The sequence below is a fragment of the Cupriavidus pinatubonensis genome (assembly GCF_019602855.1).
In the GTDB taxonomy this organism is placed as follows: Bacteria; Pseudomonadota; Gammaproteobacteria; order Burkholderiales; family Burkholderiaceae; genus Cupriavidus; species Cupriavidus pinatubonensis.
The window spans coordinates 1,259,502-1,276,016 of the sequence record NZ_CP080766.1; the positions used below are offsets into that span (position 1 = coordinate 1,259,502).

8 protein-coding genes, 2 tRNA genes and 5 rRNA genes are annotated in these 16,515 nt (G+C 57.6%); 5 read left to right on the forward strand and 10 right to left on the reverse strand.

What is annotated here, in order from left to right; translation table 11 throughout:
* The first annotated feature begins 70 nt into the window (after nucleotides 1-70).
* Together K2O51_RS05785 and K2O51_RS05790 are read left to right on the forward strand one after the other, a co-directional pair.
* A complete protein-coding gene (locus tag K2O51_RS05785; protein WP_041680340.1) occupies nucleotides 71-559 on the forward strand; it encodes a MarR family winged helix-turn-helix transcriptional regulator in 489 nt (162 codons plus the stop codon).
* A complete protein-coding gene (locus K2O51_RS05790; protein WP_220630609.1) occupies nucleotides 556-2,139 on the forward strand; it encodes an MFS transporter in 1,584 nt (527 codons plus the stop codon). Before K2O51_RS05785 ends, K2O51_RS05790 begins: the two co-directional genes overlap by 4 nt.
* A 68-nt stretch (nucleotides 2,140-2,207) precedes the next feature.
* Here K2O51_RS05790 and K2O51_RS05795 read toward each other — a convergent pair whose 3' ends face one another.
* The gene (locus tag K2O51_RS05795; protein WP_011301670.1) at nucleotides 2,208-2,531 is read right to left on the reverse strand and encodes a hypothetical protein; all 324 of its coding nucleotides are present in this window, start codon (nucleotides 2,529-2,531) and stop codon (nucleotides 2,208-2,210) included.
* A gap of 265 nt (nucleotides 2,532-2,796) precedes the next feature.
* Nucleotides 2,797-4,263: a DegQ family serine endoprotease gene (locus K2O51_RS05800; protein WP_011301669.1), complete on the reverse strand. Its 1,467-nt coding sequence runs from the start codon at nucleotides 4,261-4,263 to the stop codon at nucleotides 2,797-2,799.
* Between the two features lie 173 nt (nucleotides 4,264-4,436).
* Between K2O51_RS05800 and K2O51_RS05805 the strand changes: the two genes are divergently transcribed.
* Nucleotides 4,437-4,949 carry a MarR family winged helix-turn-helix transcriptional regulator gene (locus K2O51_RS05805; RefSeq protein ID WP_140950115.1) on the forward strand — a complete coding sequence of 171 codons (513 nt, stop codon included), beginning with the start codon at nucleotides 4,437-4,439 and terminating at the stop codon, nucleotides 4,947-4,949.
* A 29-nt stretch (nucleotides 4,950-4,978) separates the two neighbouring features.
* A complete protein-coding gene (locus tag K2O51_RS05810) occupies nucleotides 4,979-5,401 on the forward strand; it encodes an organic hydroperoxide resistance protein (protein WP_011301667.1) in 423 nt (140 codons plus the stop codon).
* Between the two features lie 53 nt (nucleotides 5,402-5,454).
* Here K2O51_RS05810 and K2O51_RS05815 read toward each other — a convergent pair whose 3' ends face one another.
* From K2O51_RS05815 to K2O51_RS05830, 4 genes are all read right to left on the reverse strand, one after another.
* The gene (locus K2O51_RS05815) at nucleotides 5,455-5,727 is read right to left on the reverse strand and encodes a GIY-YIG nuclease family protein (RefSeq protein ID WP_011301666.1); all 273 of its coding nucleotides are present in this window, start codon (nucleotides 5,725-5,727) and stop codon (nucleotides 5,455-5,457) included.
* A 152-nt stretch (nucleotides 5,728-5,879) separates the two neighbouring features.
* Nucleotides 5,880-5,992 (reverse strand): 5S ribosomal RNA (rrf, locus tag K2O51_RS05820).
* 121 nt (nucleotides 5,993-6,113) lie between these two features.
* A 23S ribosomal RNA gene (locus tag K2O51_RS05825) occupies nucleotides 6,114-8,994 on the reverse strand.
* A gap of 329 nt (nucleotides 8,995-9,323) precedes the next feature.
* Nucleotides 9,324-10,857, reverse strand: a 16S ribosomal RNA gene (locus K2O51_RS05830).
* The 16S, 23S and 5S rRNA genes sit together here, the layout of an rRNA operon.
* 902 nt (nucleotides 10,858-11,759) lie before the next feature.
* Here K2O51_RS05830 and K2O51_RS05835 point away from each other — a divergent pair.
* Nucleotides 11,760-12,818, forward strand: coding sequence for a methyltransferase (locus K2O51_RS05835; RefSeq protein WP_011301665.1), 1,059 nt, complete (start codon nucleotides 11,760-11,762; stop codon nucleotides 12,816-12,818).
* A 101-nt stretch (nucleotides 12,819-12,919) separates the two neighbouring features.
* Here K2O51_RS05835 and rrf (K2O51_RS05840) read toward each other — a convergent pair.
* The 4 genes from rrf (K2O51_RS05840) to K2O51_RS05855 all read right to left on the reverse strand — a co-directional run bounded on the left by rrf (K2O51_RS05840) (nucleotide 12,920) and on the right by K2O51_RS05855 (nucleotide 16,496).
* Nucleotides 12,920-13,032: ribosomal RNA gene (rrf, locus tag K2O51_RS05840) — 5S ribosomal RNA — on the reverse strand.
* A 121-nt stretch (nucleotides 13,033-13,153) separates the two neighbouring features.
* Nucleotides 13,154-16,034 (reverse strand): 23S ribosomal RNA (locus K2O51_RS05845).
* Between the two features lie 298 nt (nucleotides 16,035-16,332).
* Nucleotides 16,333-16,408 (reverse strand) — tRNA-Ala (locus tag K2O51_RS05850).
* A gap of 11 nt (nucleotides 16,409-16,419) precedes the next feature.
* Nucleotides 16,420-16,496, reverse strand: a tRNA-Ile gene (locus tag K2O51_RS05855).
* Nucleotides 16,497-16,515 lie beyond the last annotated feature (19 nt).

Sequence of the window (16,515 nt, forward strand, 5' to 3'; positions counted from 1 at the left end):
ATTTCGTCTGAAACTATCTCAGATGAAATCATCTGTGCCACTATCCTGCGGCGCGGATGCCTCCCTCGCCATGTCCTTCGAACAACGTATGGATCGCTACTGCGCGGCGCATCCGGATGCCCCGCGCGACCTGATCCTGGCATCCCGGCTGCTACTGCGCACCGCACGCCTGCTGCGTGACCACATCAACCGGAGCCTCGCGCAGTTCGACCTCGACCTGAATCAGTACCTCGTCCTCAGCATGCTTGCCGTCGATGAGGGACAGCCGAGCATGCCTTCCGAACTGAGTGCCACGATCGACGCCACGCGTACGCAGATGACCCGCCTGGTTGACGGCTTGGAGGCTCGCAGCCTGGTGCGCCGGCAGGCTTCTGAACAGGACCGCCGCAGTCTGGAATTGACGCTCACGCCGGCTGGCCGGAGGCTGCTCGAGCGAGCGCTGCCGCTTGTGCATGCGGCCTATGCCGAAGTGTGGGCGCCTGTCGGGGAAAACGCGCTGGCGTCCAGCACGCGCGTGCTGAACCGCCTGCACCAGAGCCTGCTGGCGTTACAGCCATGAGCGTCGGCTCTCGCTGGCAACCGCTCTGGCAGCTGCGCCTGAGCGTGCGCTGGCTGCGGTGGCTCAGCCACCGGCAGCGGCAGACGCTGCTGATGATGCTGCTGGCCCTGGCCACCGGCGTGGAATTCCTCGAGAACATCATGTTCGTGTTCGCGTCGAGCCACATCATGGGCGGTCTCGACGCGGATCCCCGCAGCTTCGCGCTCGCGCAGGCCGCGTACGCCGTGGGCAGCATGCTCATGATCCTGAAGCAGCAATGGCTGTCACGCCGCTTCGGCTACCGCTATTACCTGACCGGTGCGCTGCTGATCTTCATGGCGGGCACGCTGGGCGCCGCGACCAGCCACTCGCTCGCCCAACTGGTCGGAGCCCGCTTCGTGCAGGGTTTTGGCGGCGGCGCGCTATTCACGAGCTGCCGCATCCTGGTCGCGGTGCTGTTCGGACCCGCCGACCGGCCGCGCGCAAGCCGCATCTTCATGACCGGCATTTTCGTGGCAAGCGCGCTGGGGCCTGCATTCGCAGCCGAACTGGTGGACCACGGCGTCTGGCAGGACGTGTTCTACGGTGCCCTTCCTTTCGCCGCGCTGGCCGCGCTTGGCGCGTGGGTGCTGCTGCCCGATGCGGAGCCGCGCCGCCCGGCACCGAGCCCCGGGCTCGGGCCGCTGCTGCTGTTCGGCGCTGCGGTAGTCACGCTTCAGGCGGCACTGACCGAAGCGCGCTTCGACATTTTTTCGCATCCGCTGCGGCTGGCGCTGATCGCGGCCGCAGGCCTCGGTCTGCTTGCCGTGTTCCTCTGGCACCAGTGGCACCACGAGACCCCGGTGCTGCATCTGCGCGCGCTGCGCAATCCGATCTACCTGGCCGGGATCGGCATGTACTTCGTGTACTACATGATCAACAACCTCAGCGCCTACGTGTTTCCGATCTACGCGGAGCAGGCACTGCGGATTCCGCTGGCCACCACGGGCTGGCTCAACACCTTTGCCGCGATCGTCAGCCTTGTCGGGGTCATCATCTACCTGCGCTACGGCTCGAGGCTGACCCGCAAGAAGCCGCTGATGGTGACCGGCCTGATGATGATGGCCGCCACGGCCTGGTGGTTTTCGCGCATGCCGCCGGACTCAGGGCCGCCCGCGCTTGCTTGGGGTCTGGTCGGCAAGGGCCTGTTTGGCGTGATGGTGATCATCCCGATCGCCGGGCTGACGTTCCGCTCACTGAGCGGCGAGGAATTCGCGCATGGCTACCGCAGCAAGAACCTGATGCGCCAGATCGCCAGCTCGTTTGCTTCGGCCATCGGGGCAGTGCTGCTGCAGAACCGGCAGTTTGCCGTGCATGACAGTCTCGTGCACGCGCTCGGGCAACGGGTCGCGGAAACCCAGCTCTGGATGCAGTCGGTGCAGGCGGCGTTGGCCGCTCGTGGCTTTGATGAAGCGCAGGCTCGCCATGGCGCGATGGCGCAGCTTGCCGGGCTGGTCGAACAACAGGCCCGTCTGATTGCTTGCGAGGATATCTACCGTCTGATTGCGGTGCTGGCGCTGACCGCTGCGGTGTACATGCTGCTGCAGCGCCGCCTGGACTAAGGCGCTACGTGTGTGGGTGCCATCGATCGGGGCACCGGGCGGGAAATCAGAACAGCGTCAGAACGTCATCAAAACAGCGAAAGCTGGCGCATGCCAAAGCCGACCGTCTCTTCCACGCGCGCGCGCGCATGGACCAGCGATCCTTCCGCGCCGGAGTAGTTGCCCGCGGCCCAGTGGTACACCACCGGCACGTCGCCACGGTCGGACAGGCGGACTTCTCCCAGCTTCTCGCCGCGCTCGTTGCGGTAGAAGTGCGAACGGTAGCCGCGCTCCCAGTGCGGAGGCGCTTCCTTTTTGCGCCGCCGGGGGCTCGGCGCAGACTGAGCGGTGGGCGCAACGCGCCGCGCTCTCTCAGGACCCGGAGTAATGGCTCGGGTGAAATCCAACTGCATAGACTTCCTTGTTCTATCGATTCAGCAAGAACCAGGGTCGGCGGGCCGTGCCGCCGCATGCTTCATGCATCGCAGTCGAGATCATACCTGCTGGCGCGGTTTCTGTAAGCCCTTCCTTGCGCGGAAACCCGCTTGCCGCAAGGCTTCGCGGGCCGTATACCGGCTTCGTATACGGCCCGTATACGCTTCGTATACGCCGCCGTTTACCCCCCTGCATACGACCCGCGAACGCCCCCAAAGCCTTATCGGTAAACGCTTGCAGCGATCAGCCGAGGTCGAGCGGAATGAAGATGCGCGCCTCATCGCGCTGCACCAGGAGTGCCACCTGCTTGCCGGATTTGGCAACCAGAGCGCGCAGTTGGTCGGCCGACGTAATCGGCGTGCCGTTGAGCGACAGGATCACGTCGCCCGGCTGGATGCCCACGCGCGCAGCCGGGCCGGCGACATCCTCCACCACGAGTCCGCCATCGATCCCGCTTTCGCGCCGTTCCGAAGGCGTCAGCGAGCGGACGGCCAGGCCCAGCCGTCCGCCGGCCTGACTGTCGTTACCCTTCTGCGCGACCGATTCCTCCTTGGCGGCGCCCACCTTCACCGCGAGCGTCATCGGCTGGCCCTTGCGGATGATCTTCAGCGTGGTCTGCGTGCCCGGCTTGATATCGGCAACGTGCTCAGGCAAGTCTCCGGAGTGGTCGATCACGTCGTCGTCGAGTTGCACGATGACATCGCCAGGCTTTACGCCCGCCTTGGCAGCGGGGCTGTCAGCCTCGACCGAATTCACGAGCGCACCCGACGGCTTGGGCAGGCCGAACGACTGCGCGAGCGCTTGGTTGACTTCCTGCACCGAGATGCCTAGACGGCCGCGCGTGACCTTGCCGTGCGCCACGAGCTGCTGTTCGACCTTGGTCGCGACGTTGATCGGAATTGCGAACGACAACCCCTGGTAGCCGCCGGTCTGGCTGTAGATCTGCGAATTGATGCCGATCACCTCGCCGCGCTGGTTGAACAAGGGGCCTCCGGAATTGCCAGGGTTCACGGCCACGTCGGTCTGGATGAACGGCACATAGGTGTCGTCAGGCAGTGAGCGCGACTTGGCGCTGACGATACCGGCGGTCACCGTGTTCTCGAATCCGTAAGGCGAGCCGATGGCCAGTACGGGCTCACCAACCTTCACGCGTGCCGGGTCGCCGAGCCGGACCGTGGGCAGGTCTTTGGCATCGATGCGGATCACGGCCACGTCGGTCTGCGGGTCCGTGCCCAGCACCTTGGCCTTGAACTCGCGCCGGTCGGTCAGCTTCACAGTGACCTCCTGCGCGCCATCCACGACGTGCGCGTTGGTCAGGATCAGACCATCCGGGCTCACGATAAAGCCGGAACCCAGGCCCTTGACCAGTTGCTGACCGCTCTGCGGCCCCTGGAACTGGGGCCCAAAACGCTTGAAGAACTGGAACAGCGGATCGTCGGGGTCCATGCCGGACGGTGCCTGCATAGCGGTGCGCTGCGCACGCGCGGTCACGCTGATATTGACCACGGCTGGGCCATACTGGTCGACGATGCCGGAGAAATCCATCGGCGTCGCCACCGCAGCGGCTTGCGCGGGTGCGGCCGAGACCGCCGGCGCGGATGCGGCGTACCCCGGCGTTATGACTTCCTTCTGCAGGTAGGCATAGCCTCCACCAATGGCGGCGAGTGCAGCAATGCCAATGGCGGTACGTGCAATGGTCTGGCGAATCATGGAATCTCCTTTCCCCGATCTGTTCCTGCGCCGTTGCCGATAGCGGCGTGGCGCGACACGGTAGATGCTAAACAGCAAGACTTAAGACAGCCTTAAAGGGCGAAGTTACGTATTCGCTACTTCGAAAAAAGACTTCAAATTTATCTTGCACACAATTTAATTGTGTCTAATATATGTGCATGGACGACACGAACACGCAAGCCAAGCAGAACCTGCTGTTGCTGGACCGGCAGCTGTGCTTTGCCCTGTACTCGACTTCGCTGGCGATGACCAAGGTCTACAAGCCGATGCTGGATGAGCTTGGACTCACTTATCCGCAATATCTGGTCATGCTGGTGCTGTGGGAGCACGAAGGACTGACGGTATCCGAACTGGGCAACCGCCTGGCGCTGGATTCGGGGACGCTGACGCCATTGCTGAAGCGGCTCGAAGGCGCCGGACTGGTCAGTCGCAGGCGCGACGCCGGAGATGAACGCCGTGTGCTGGTCGCCCTGACCGATGCCGGCCGCAAGTTGCGGCAGTCAGCGGTCGGCATTCCGGAAAGATTGCTGTGCGCGACGCAGTGCCCGCTCGACGAGATACAGGCACTGACGGAGCGCCTGCATGCATTGCGGTCGACGCTCGAACAAGCGCGAACGATTTCTGGGCTACCGCATGAGGATGAAGCGGTCGCTCACATGCCCTGATGATGGGCTACATTACCTCTGGAGCTTTCATGAAACTCGAAAAAGTCCTCTACACCGCCCATGCCACTGCCACCGGTGGCCGCGATGGCCGCGCTGTGACGTCCGACGGGCAACTCGACGCCAAGCTGGCGCTGCCGAAAGAGATGGGGGGTAAAGGTGACGGCCTGAATCCCGAGCAACTGTTCGCCGCGGGCTACTCGGCCTGCTTCATTGGCGCCATGCGGCATGTCGCGGCCCAACAGAAAATCGTGCTGCCGGCGGATACGTCGATTGAAGGATCGGTTGGCATTGGTCCGATTCCGCAAGGTTTTGGCATTCAGGCCGAACTGAAGATCTCGGTTCCGGGCTTTGAGCGCGAGGCAGTGGAAAAGCTGGTTGAGCAGGCACACCAGGTTTGCCCGTACTCGAATGCGACGCGCGGCAATATCGAAGTGACCTTGACGGTCGTCTGATAGACCGGCATCGAAACGGAAAGGCGCACGCTGCGGCGTGCGCCTTTTTCATTTCATGTTTCGGGCTGCTCAAGTTTCGCGCAAAATGCGATCTTCTGCGCCGAACTCATACGCTTCGTCGCCAATTCGGCTTTCAGCGCTTCGGACTTCGAGGGAAAGGCGACCTGGCCGAGCACACGCAAGGGCTTGCGCGACCGGGTGTACTTCGCACCTTTTCCGGCTTGGTGCTGCGCGAAGCGTCGCGCCACATCGGTAGTAATGCCGGTGTAGATTGAACCGCCCGTGCATTCGAGCAGATAGAGATACCACTGGCGCTCAACGGACATGCAATCCTGACACTTGAAAACGATCAGGCGATGTTAAAGCGTGAGTGCCGGCCGCGAAAGTGGGTGTCGCGGGATTATTGGAATGTCCGCGCGCAGCCACAAAAGACAAAACCCCTCGCAGCACACGCTGTCGAGGGGTTTTGGGTATAAGAGCCTGGCGATGACCTACTTTCACACGGGTATCCGCACTATCATCGGCGCGGAGCTGTTTCACGGACCTGTTCGGGATGGGAAGGGGTGGTTCCAGCTCGCTATGGTCACCAGGCATGAGGGGTTGTGAGGCTGACGCGGTCAACCTCACCAATTCGGGATGTAGTTTTGTAGCGTTGGGTTGTGCTGTATCGGCACAAGGCGATTGACTCACCAGGCTAAAACACACTGGTTATAGGATCAAGCCTTACGGGCAATTAGTACTGGTTAGCTTAACGCATTACTGCGCTTCCACACCCAGCCTATCAACGTCCTGGTCTCGAACGACCCTTCAAGGAGGTCAAGCCTCCAGGGAATCCTCATCTTCAGGCGAGTTTCCCGCTTAGATGCTTTCAGCGGTTATCTCTTCCGTACATAGCTACCCTGCGATGCCTCTGGCGAGACAACAGGTACACCAGCGGTACGTCCACTCCGGTCCTCTCGTACTAGGAGCAGCCCCCGTCAAGATTCCAACGCCCACGGCAGATAGGGACCAAACTGTCTCACGACGTTTTAAACCCAGCTCACGTACCTCTTTAAATGGCGAACAGCCATACCCTTGGGACCGGCTACAGCCCCAGGATGAGATGAGCCGACATCGAGGTGCCAAACACCGCCGTCGATATGAACTCTTGGGCGGTATCAGCCTGTTATCCCCAGAGTACCTTTTATCCGTTGAGCGATGGCCCTTCCATTCAGAACCACCGGATCACTATGTCCTGCTTTCGCACCTGCTCGACTTGTCGGTCTCGCAGTTAAGCACGCTTTTGCCATTGCACTTTAGGTACGATGTCCGACCGTACCAAGCGTACCTTCGAACTCCTCCGTTACACTTTGGGAGGAGACCGCCCCAGTCAAACTGCCTACCATGCACTGTCCCCGACCCGGATTCACGGACCAAGGTTAGAACCTCAAACAAACCAGGGTGGTATTTCAAGGACGGCTCCACGTGAACTAGCGTCCACGCTTCAAAGCCTCCCACCTATCCTACACAGATCGGTTCAAAGTCCAATGCAAAGCTACAGTAAAGGTTCATGGGGTCTTTCCGTCTAGCCGCGGGGAGATTGCATCATCACAAACACTTCAACTTCGCTGAGTCTCGGGAGGAGACAGTGTGGCCATCGTTACGCCATTCGTGCAGGTCGGAACTTACCCGACAAGGAATTTCGCTACCTTAGGACCGTTATAGTTACGGCCGCCGTTTACCGGGACTTCAATCAAGAGCTTGCACCCCATCATTTAATCTTCCGGCACCGGGCAGGCGTCACACCCTATACGTCCACTTTCGTGTTTGCAGAGTGCTGTGTTTTTATTAAACAGTCGCAGCCACCATTTTATTGCAACCCCTTCACCCTTCTGGCGCAGGCCAGTCAAGCTACCAGGGCGTACCTTATCCCGAAGTTACGGTACCAATTTGCCGAGTTCCTTCTCCCGAGTTCTCTCAAGCGCCTTAGAATACTCATCTCGCCCACCTGTGTCGGTTTGCGGTACGGTCTCGTATGACTGAAGCTTAGAGGCTTTTCTTGGAACCACTTCCAATTGCTTCGCGAGCCTAGCTCACTCGCCCCACAGCCTTGAATTGCGCGCCCGGATTTGCCTAAGCGCCTTCTCCACTGCAGGGACCGGGACTTCCAACACCCGGACAACCTTCCGCGATCCGTCCCCCCATCGCATCATACGACGGTGCAGGAATATTAACCTGCTTCCCATCAGCTACGCATCTCTGCCTCGCCTTAGGGGCCGACTCACCCTACGCCGATGAACGTTGCGTAGGAAACCTTGGGCTTACGGCGAGGGGGCCTTTCACCCCCTTTATCGCTACTCATGTCAGCATTCGCACTTCCGATACCTCCAGCATCCTTTACAAGACACCTTCACAGGCTTACGGAACGCTCTCCTACCACGCACATTACTGTGCGTCCGCAGCTTCGGTATATGGCTTAGCCCCGTTACATCTTCCGCGCAGGACGACTCGATCAGTGAGCTATTACGCTTTCTTTAAAGGGTGGCTGCTTCTAAGCCAACCTCCTGACTGTTTTAGCCTTCCCACTTCGTTTCCCACTTAGCCATATTTGGGGACCTTAGCTGGCGGTCTGGGTTGTTTCCCTCTTGACACCGGACGTTAGCACCCGATGTCTGTCTCCCGTGATTGCACTCTTCGGTATTCGGAGTTTGCTATGGCGGGGTAATCAGCAATAGACCCCCCAACCATGACAGTGCTCTACCCCCGAAGGTGACACACGAGGCACTACCTAAATAGTTTTCGGAGAGAACCAGCTATTTCCAGATTTGTTTAGCCTTTCACCCCTATCCACAGCTCATCCCCTAACTTTTCAACGTTAGTGGGTTCGGTCCTCCAGTACGTGTTACCGCACCTTCAACCTGGCCATGGATAGATCATCTGGTTTCGGGTCTACACCCAGCGACTAATCGCCCTGTTCGGACTCGCTTTCGCTACGCCTGCCCTAATCGGTTAAGCTCGCCACTGAATGTAAGTCGCTGACCCATTATACAAAAGGTACGCCGTCACCCCTTACGAGGCTCCGACTGTTTGTATGCATGCGGTTTCAGGATCTATTTCACTCCCCTCCCGGGGTTCTTTTCGCCTTTCCCTCACGGTACTGGTTCACTATCGGTCGATCACGAGTATTTAGCCTTGGAGGATGGTCCCCCCATCTTCAGACAGGATTTCACGTGTCCCGCCCTACTTGTCGTACACCTAGTTCCACAACGCTGTTTTCGCATACAGGGCTATCACCTGCTACGGCCGGGCTTTCCATCCCGTTCTGCTAACAACACTGCTAAAGAGTACAAGGCTCTTCCCATTTCGTTCGCCACTACTTTGGGAATCTCGGTTGATTTCTGTTCCTGCAGCTACTTAGATGTTTCAGTTCGCCGCGTTCGCTTCCCTGACCTATGTATTCAGTCAGGGATGACCCATTCGGGCCGGGTTTCCCCATTCGGACATCTCCGGATCAAAGCTCGTTTGCCAGCTCCCCGAAGCTTTTCGCAGGCTACCGCGTCCTTCATCGCCTGTGATCGCCAAGGCATCCACCACATGCACTTGTTCGCTTGACCCTATAACAAGTGTGTCTCAAGGACACCGTCTCGCTACAGGTTGAGTTCTCGCATTTGTGCCGTATTCCAAGTCATCTTTCGATCACTTAAATACTTTGGTTGATACAATCACAACCCGGTATCGCGTTATACAACTGAGCGTCTCATCAACGCTCGCGCGACACCTTTACTACATCCCATATTGTTAAAGAACAGCCGATCTTGCGATCGCTTGGCAAATGCCAAAGGCAAGCGCTCAATGCTAAGCGCTTGCCTTTGGCCAACCATTCTGGCTGCAACAACAAACAAACCGATAAGTGTGAACGCTTGACTTGGGATGCACACTCTGGAAAGGAGGTGATCCAGCCGCACCTTCCGATACGGCTACCTTGTTACGACTTCACCCCAGTCATGAACCCTGCCGTGGTAATCGCCCTCCTTGCGGTTAGGCTAACTACTTCTGGCAAAACCCACTCCCATGGTGTGACGGGCGGTGTGTACAAGACCCGGGAACGTATTCACCGCGGCATGCTGATCCGCGATTACTAGCGATTCCAGCTTCACGTAGTCGAGTTGCAGACTACGATCCGGACTACGATGCGTTTTCTGGGATTGGCTCCCCCTCGCGGGTTGGCAACCCTCTGTACGCACCATTGTATGACGTGTGAAGCCCTACCCATAAGGGCCATGAGGACTTGACGTCATCCCCACCTTCCTCCGGTTTGTCACCGGCAGTCTCTCTAGAGTGCCCTTTCGTAGCAACTAGAGACAAGGGTTGCGCTCGTTGCGGGACTTAACCCAACATCTCACGACACGAGCTGACGACAGCCATGCAGCACCTGTGTCCACTTTCCCTTTCGGGCACCTAATGCATCTCTGCTTCGTTAGTGGCATGTCAAGGGTAGGTAAGGTTTTTCGCGTTGCATCGAATTAATCCACATCATCCACCGCTTGTGCGGGTCCCCGTCAATTCCTTTGAGTTTTAATCTTGCGACCGTACTCCCCAGGCGGTCAACTTCACGCGTTAGCTACGTTACTGAAGAAATGAATCCCCAACAACTAGTTGACATCGTTTAGGGCGTGGACTACCAGGGTATCTAATCCTGTTTGCTCCCCACGCTTTCGTGCATGAGCGTCAGTCATGTCCCAGGGGGCTGCCTTCGCCATCGGTATTCCTCCACATCTCTACGCATTTCACTGCTACACGTGGAATTCTACCCCCCTCTGACACACTCTAGCCTTGCAGTCACAAGCGCCATTCCCAGGTTAAGCCCGGGGATTTCACGCCTGTCTTACAAAACCGCCTGCGCACGCTTTACGCCCAGTAATTCCGATTAACGCTCGCACCCTACGTATTACCGCGGCTGCTGGCACGTAGTTAGCCGGTGCTTATTCTTCCGGTACCGTCATCCCCCCACCGTATTAGGGCAAGGGTTTTCTTTCCGGACAAAAGTGCTTTACAACCCGAAGGCCTTCTTCACACACGCGGCATTGCTGGATCAGGGTTGCCCCCATTGTCCAAAATTCCCCACTGCTGCCTCCCGTAGGAGTCTGGGCCGTGTCTCAGTCCCAGTGTGGCTGATCGTCCTCTCAGACCAGCTACTGATCGTCGCCTTGGTGGGCTCTTACCCCACCAACTAGCTAATCAGACATCGGCCGCTCCTATCGCGCGAGGCCGTTACCGGTCCCCCGCTTTCACCCTCAGGTCGTATGCGGTATTAGCTAATCTTTCGACTAGTTATCCCCCACGACAGGGCACGTTCCGATGTATTACTCACCCGTTCGCCACTCGCCACCAGGCCGAAGCCCGTGCTGCCGTTCGACTTGCATGTGTAAGGCATGCCGCCAGCGTTCAATCTGAGCCAGGATCAAACTCTTCAGTTCAATCTCTGTGTGGACCCGAAGGTCCTCGCTCTTTCGAGCGGTCGCTCACTCTCAGAAAACTGACTGACCAGATCCGTAGACCCAGTCACGTTTTGCTGTGCGAGCACTGATAACTTTTGAGCTAAAAGATCGAAGTCTTTCGCATCCAGTATCAAGCGCCCACACTTATCGGTTGTTTGATTGTTAAAGAAGCCACCCTTTCGGGTTACGCTCACCGGCTTTGCCGTTTGCGTTGCTGCGTCAGCAGCAGAGAAACAAGACTTTAAAGTATTTTCGACGATTAATCAAGCATTTTCGCGAAATTTCTTTTTTCCTGAACTGCTCCGCTCTTTTGAGTGATTAATCCCGGAAAGTCTTTTTCCTACCCCGTTTCGCAGTACTCTTGCGAACGAGGGAGCGAATACTAATGCCTCGATGGCAGGAATGCAAGTCTTTATTGGAAAAAGGACCGGGGATGGCTTTTTGAGCACCCCTCCCTCGACGCAGCCTACGGCTTCATGAACAGCGGGATCAGCGGGATCAGCGGGATCAGCGGGATCAGCGGGATCAGCGGGATCAGCGGCCCAATCCTCTCCTCAATCCGTTGAGCACGTAAAGTTCGCAGCGATTCGGCGCCGGCATGCTCTGACTTCCCCGAGCAGATCACTGAGCCTGGTATCGCCTGCGGCGTCGGCCGCCGACACAAGCGGCGTATCGGAAATAAATGCCATGATGTCCTGCAAGGTGATGAGAAGTTATCGGCGCGAAGCGCGATCCCAGGGCAGGCGCAGTAAGTTCCTCGTTCGGGCGCAGCGATACCTGCGGCAAGGGCTGGACTTCGCTTTATGCGCTGTCTACGCTAAGCATCAAAATCCCGTCGCCCATGGCATCCGGGATGTCTCCACAATTGCGGGAGAGCGTAGATGCAGAATACGTCAGGCTTGGCGCCGCGCGACGCTGGCGCGGACACGGACCATCCCGAACTCACCCCGGATCGCCTGCTGCAGCTTGGCATGGGATTCTGGGCATCCAAGACCATGCTGTCCGCCGTCGAACTAGGCGTGTTCACTCGCCTGGCGGCGGGCCCTCTCGGCGCCGCGGAACTCATTTCGGCGCTTGGACTGCATCGCCGATCGGCGCTTGATTTTCTCGACGCGCTGGTCGCACTGAAGCTGCTGGAACGCGAACAGGGGAAATATCGCAACACACCCGACACCGCTCTATTTCTGGATGCGGCGAAACCCAGCTACGTGGGCGACTTGCTGGAAATGGCCAACACCCGGTTGTATCCGTTCTGGGGCTCATTGACCGAAGCGCTTCGGACCGGGCAACCTCAGAATGAGGCCAAGCGCGGCGGCAACCTGTTCGAAGCCGTTTACCACGATGAACATGCGTTGCGGCGCTTCTTGCGGGCGATGACCGGTGTCAGCCTGGGCGCGGCCAAGGCAATGGCGCAGAAATTCCCTTGGCAGAACTACAGCACATTCATCGACATCGGCACAGCGCAGGGAGCATTGCCCGTGCAGATAGCACTGGCGCATCCCCACTTGCGCGGCGGCGGCTTCGATTTGCCTGCCGTGGGTCCAGTGTTTGAAGAATACGTGGTCTCGCACGGCTTGCAGGAACGGTTGCGCTTCCAGCCTGGCGATTTCTTCAAAGACCCATGCCCGACGGCGGATGTGCTCGTGATGGGACACATCCTCCACGACTGGGACCTCGGGCAGAAGCTCGAACTTTTGAAGAAATGCCACGCGGCGTTGCCTGACGAGGGCTGTCTGATCGTCTACGACGCGGTAATCGACGACGAGCGCAGGCAGAACGCATTCGGGCTTCTGATGAGCCTGAATATGCTGATCGAAACGCCCGGCGGCTTCGACTACACCGGGGCGCAATGCTGCGCCTGGATGAAGGAGGCGGGCTTCACGCAGGTACGCGTCGAGCCGCTGGCCGGGCCGGATTCAATGGTGATTGGCATCAGGTAGGCGCCCTGATTCAAAGCGCTTCCGTACTCGCCTTGGTTTTCGACGCTCCAAAAGCAAAAACCCCTCAGCTCGAATGAGCTGAGGGGTTCTGCATTATAAGAGCCTGGCGATGACCTACTTTCACACGGGTATCCGCACTATCATCGGCGCGGAGCTGTTTCACGGACCTGTTCGGGATGGGAAGGGGTGGTTCCAGCTCGCTATGGTCACCAGGCATGAGGGGTTGTGAGGCTGACGCGGTCAACCTCACCAATTCGGGATGTAGTTTTGTAGCGTTGGGTTGTGCTGTATCGGCACAAGGCGATTGACTCACCAGGCTAAAACACACTGGTTATAGGATCAAGCCTTACGGGCAATTAGTACTGGTTAGCTTAACGCATTACTGCGCTTCCACACCCAGCCTATCAACGTCCTGGTCTCGAACGACCCTTCAAGGAGGTCAAGCCTCCAGGGAATCCTCATCTTCAGGCGAGTTTCCCGCTTAGATGCTTTCAGCGGTTATCTCTTCCGTACATAGCTACCCTGCGATGCCTCTGGCGAGACAACAGGTACACCAGCGGTACGTCCACTCCGGTCCTCTCGTACTAGGAGCAGCCCCCGTCAAGATTCCAACGCCCACGGCAGATAGGGACCAAACTGTCTCACGACGTTTTAAACCCAGCTCACGTACCTCTTTAAATGGCGAACAGCCATACCCTTGGGACCGGCTACAGCCCCAGGATGAGATGAGCCGACATCGAGGTGCCAAACACCGCCGTCGATATGAACTCTTGGGCGGTATCAGCCTGTTATCCCCAGAGTACCTTTTATCCGTTGAGCGATGGCCCTTCCATTCAGAACCACCGGATCACTATGTCCTGCTTTCGCACCTGCTCGACTTGTCGGTCTCGCAGTTAAGCACGCTTTTGCCATTGCACTTTAGGTACGATGTCCGACCGTACCAAGCGTACCTTCGAACTCCTCCGTTACACTTTGGGAGGAGACCGCCCCAGTCAAACTGCCTACCATGCACTGTCCCCGACCCGGATTCACGGGCCAAGGTTAGAACCTCAAACAAACCAGGGTGGTATTTCAAGGACGGCTCCACGTGAACTAGCGTCCACGCTTCAAAGCCTCCCACCTATCCTACACAGATCGGTTCAAAGTCCAATGCAAAGCTACAGTAAAGGTTCATGGGGTCTTTCCGTCTAGCCGCGGGGAGATTGCATCATCACAAACACTTCAACTTCGCTGAGTCTCGGGAGGAGACAGTGTGGCCATCGTTACGCCATTCGTGCAGGTCGGAACTTACCCGACAAGGAATTTCGCTACCTTAGGACCGTTATAGTTACGGCCGCCGTTTACCGGGACTTCAATCAAGAGCTTGCACCCCATCATTTAATCTTCCGGCACCGGGCAGGCGTCACACCCTATACGTCCACTTTCGTGTTTGCAGAGTGCTGTGTTTTTATTAAACAGTCGCAGCCACCATTTTATTGCAACCCCTTCACCCTTCTGGCGCAGGCCAGTCAAGCTACCAGGGCGTACCTTATCCCGAAGTTACGGTACCAATTTGCCGAGTTCCTTCTCCCGAGTTCTCTCAAGCGCCTTAGAATACTCATCTCGCCCACCTGTGTCGGTTTGCGGTACGGTCTCGTATGACTGAAGCTTAGAGGCTTTTCTTGGAACCACTTCCAATTGCTTCGCGAGCCTAGCTCACTCGCCCCACAGCCTTGAATTGCGCGCCCGGATTTGCCTAAGCGCCTTCTCCACTGCAGGGACCGGGACTTCCAACACCCGGACAACCTTCCGCGATCCGTCCCCCCATCGCATCATACGACGGTGCAGGAATATTAACCTGCTTCCCATCAGCTACGCATCTCTGCCTCGCCTTAGGGGCCGACTCACCCTACGCCGATGAACGTTGCGTAGGAAACCTTGGGCTTACGGCGAGGGGGCCTTTCACCCCCTTTATCGCTACTCATGTCAGCATTCGCACTTCCGATACCTCCAGCATCCTTTACAAGACACCTTCACAGGCTTACGGAACGCTCTCCTACCACGCACATTGCTGTGCGTCCGCAGCTTCGGTATATGGCTTAGCCCCGTTACATCTTCCGCGCAGGACGACTCGATCAGTGAGCTATTACGCTTTCTTTAAAGGGTGGCTGCTTCTAAGCCAACCTCCTGACTGTTTTAGCCTTCCCACTTCGTTTCCCACTTAGCCATATTTGGGGACCTTAGCTGGCGGTCTGGGTTGTTTCCCTCTTGACACCGGACGTTAGCACCCGATGTCTGTCTCCCGTGATTGCACTCTTCGGTATTCGGAGTTTGCTATGGCGGGGTAATCAGCAATAGACCCCCCAACCATGACAGTGCTCTACCCCCGAAGGTGACACACGAGGCACTACCTAAATAGTTTTCGGAGAGAACCAGCTATTTCCAGATTTGTTTAGCCTTTCACCCCTATCCACAGCTCATCCCCTAACTTTTCAACGTTAGTGGGTTCGGTCCTCCAGTACGTGTTACCGCACCTTCAACCTGGCCATGGATAGATCATCTGGTTTCGGGTCTACACCCAGCGACTAATCGCCCTGTTCGGACTCGCTTTCGCTACGCCTGCCCTAATCGGTTAAGCTCGCCACTGAATGTAAGTCGCTGACCCATTATACAAAAGGTACGCCGTCACCCCTTACGAGGCTCCGACTGTTTGTATGCATGCGGTTTCAGGATCTATTTCACTCCCCTCCCGGGGTTCTTTTCGCCTTTCCCTCACGGTACTGGTTCACTATCGGTCGATCACGAGTATTTAGCCTTGGAGGATGGTCCCCCCATCTTCAGACAGGATTTCACGTGTCCCGCCCTACTTGTCGTACACCTAGTTCCACAACGCTGTTTTCGCATACAGGGCTATCACCTGCTACGGCCGGGCTTTCCATCCCGTTCTGCTAACAACACTGCTAAAGAGTACAAGGCTCTTCCCATTTCGTTCGCCACTACTTTGGGAATCTCGGTTGATTTCTGTTCCTGCAGCTACTTAGATGTTTCAGTTCGCCGCGTTCGCTTCCCACACCTATGAATTCAGTGTGGGATGACCCATTCGGGCCGGGTTTCCCCATTCGGACATCTCCGGATCAAAGCTCGTTTGCCAGCTCCCCGAAGCTTTTCGCAGGCTACCGCGTCCTTCATCGCCTGTGATCGCCAAGGCATCCACCACATGCACTTGTTCGCTTGACCCTATAACAAGTGTGTCTCAAGGACACCGTCTCGCTACAGGTTGAGTTCTCGCATTTGTGCCGTATTCCAAGTCATCTTTCGATCACTTAAATACTTTGGTTGATACAATCACAACCCGGTATCGCGTTATACAACTGAGCGTCTCATCAACGCTCGCGCGACACCTTTACTACATCCCATATTGTTAAAGAACAGCCGATCTTGCGATCGCTTGGCAATGCCAAATGCAAACACTCTTCTGCAGAGCGCTTGCATTTGGCCAACCAAACCAAGGTACTTCCGTCCCGCTCGTAAGCGGTGGTGGAGGATGACGGGATCGAACCGACGACCCCCTGCTTGCAAAGCAGGTGCTCTCCCAGCTGAGCTAATCCCCCCTCGGATAACTTGGTGGGTCTGGTAGGACTTGAACCTACGACCCCCGCCTTATCAAGACGGTGCTCTAACCACCTGAGCTACAGACCCTTGGCTGTAACAGCAAACA

Bases quoted from the DNA above. Each gene is read 5' to 3' on its own strand.
- K2O51_RS05795 (WP_011301670.1), bottom strand. From the start codon at position 2,531: ATGCAGTTGGATTTCACCCGAGCCATTACTCCGGGTCCTGAGAGAGCG.
- K2O51_RS05805 (WP_140950115.1), top strand. From the start codon at position 4,437: ATGTGCATGGACGACACGAACACGCAAGCCAAGCAGAACCTGCTGTTG.
- K2O51_RS05785 (WP_041680340.1), top strand. From the start codon at position 71: ATGTCCTTCGAACAACGTATGGATCGCTACTGCGCGGCGCATCCGGAT.
- K2O51_RS05790 (WP_220630609.1), top strand. From the start codon at position 556: ATGAGCGTCGGCTCTCGCTGGCAACCGCTCTGGCAGCTGCGCCTGAGC.
- K2O51_RS05810 (WP_011301667.1), top strand. From the start codon at position 4,979: ATGAAACTCGAAAAAGTCCTCTACACCGCCCATGCCACTGCCACCGGT.
- K2O51_RS05835 (WP_011301665.1), top strand. From the start codon at position 11,760: ATGCAGAATACGTCAGGCTTGGCGCCGCGCGACGCTGGCGCGGACACG.
- K2O51_RS05815 (WP_011301666.1), bottom strand. From the start codon at position 5,727: ATGTCCGTTGAGCGCCAGTGGTATCTCTATCTGCTCGAATGCACGGGC.
- K2O51_RS05800 (WP_011301669.1), bottom strand. From the start codon at position 4,263: ATGATTCGCCAGACCATTGCACGTACCGCCATTGGCATTGCTGCACTC.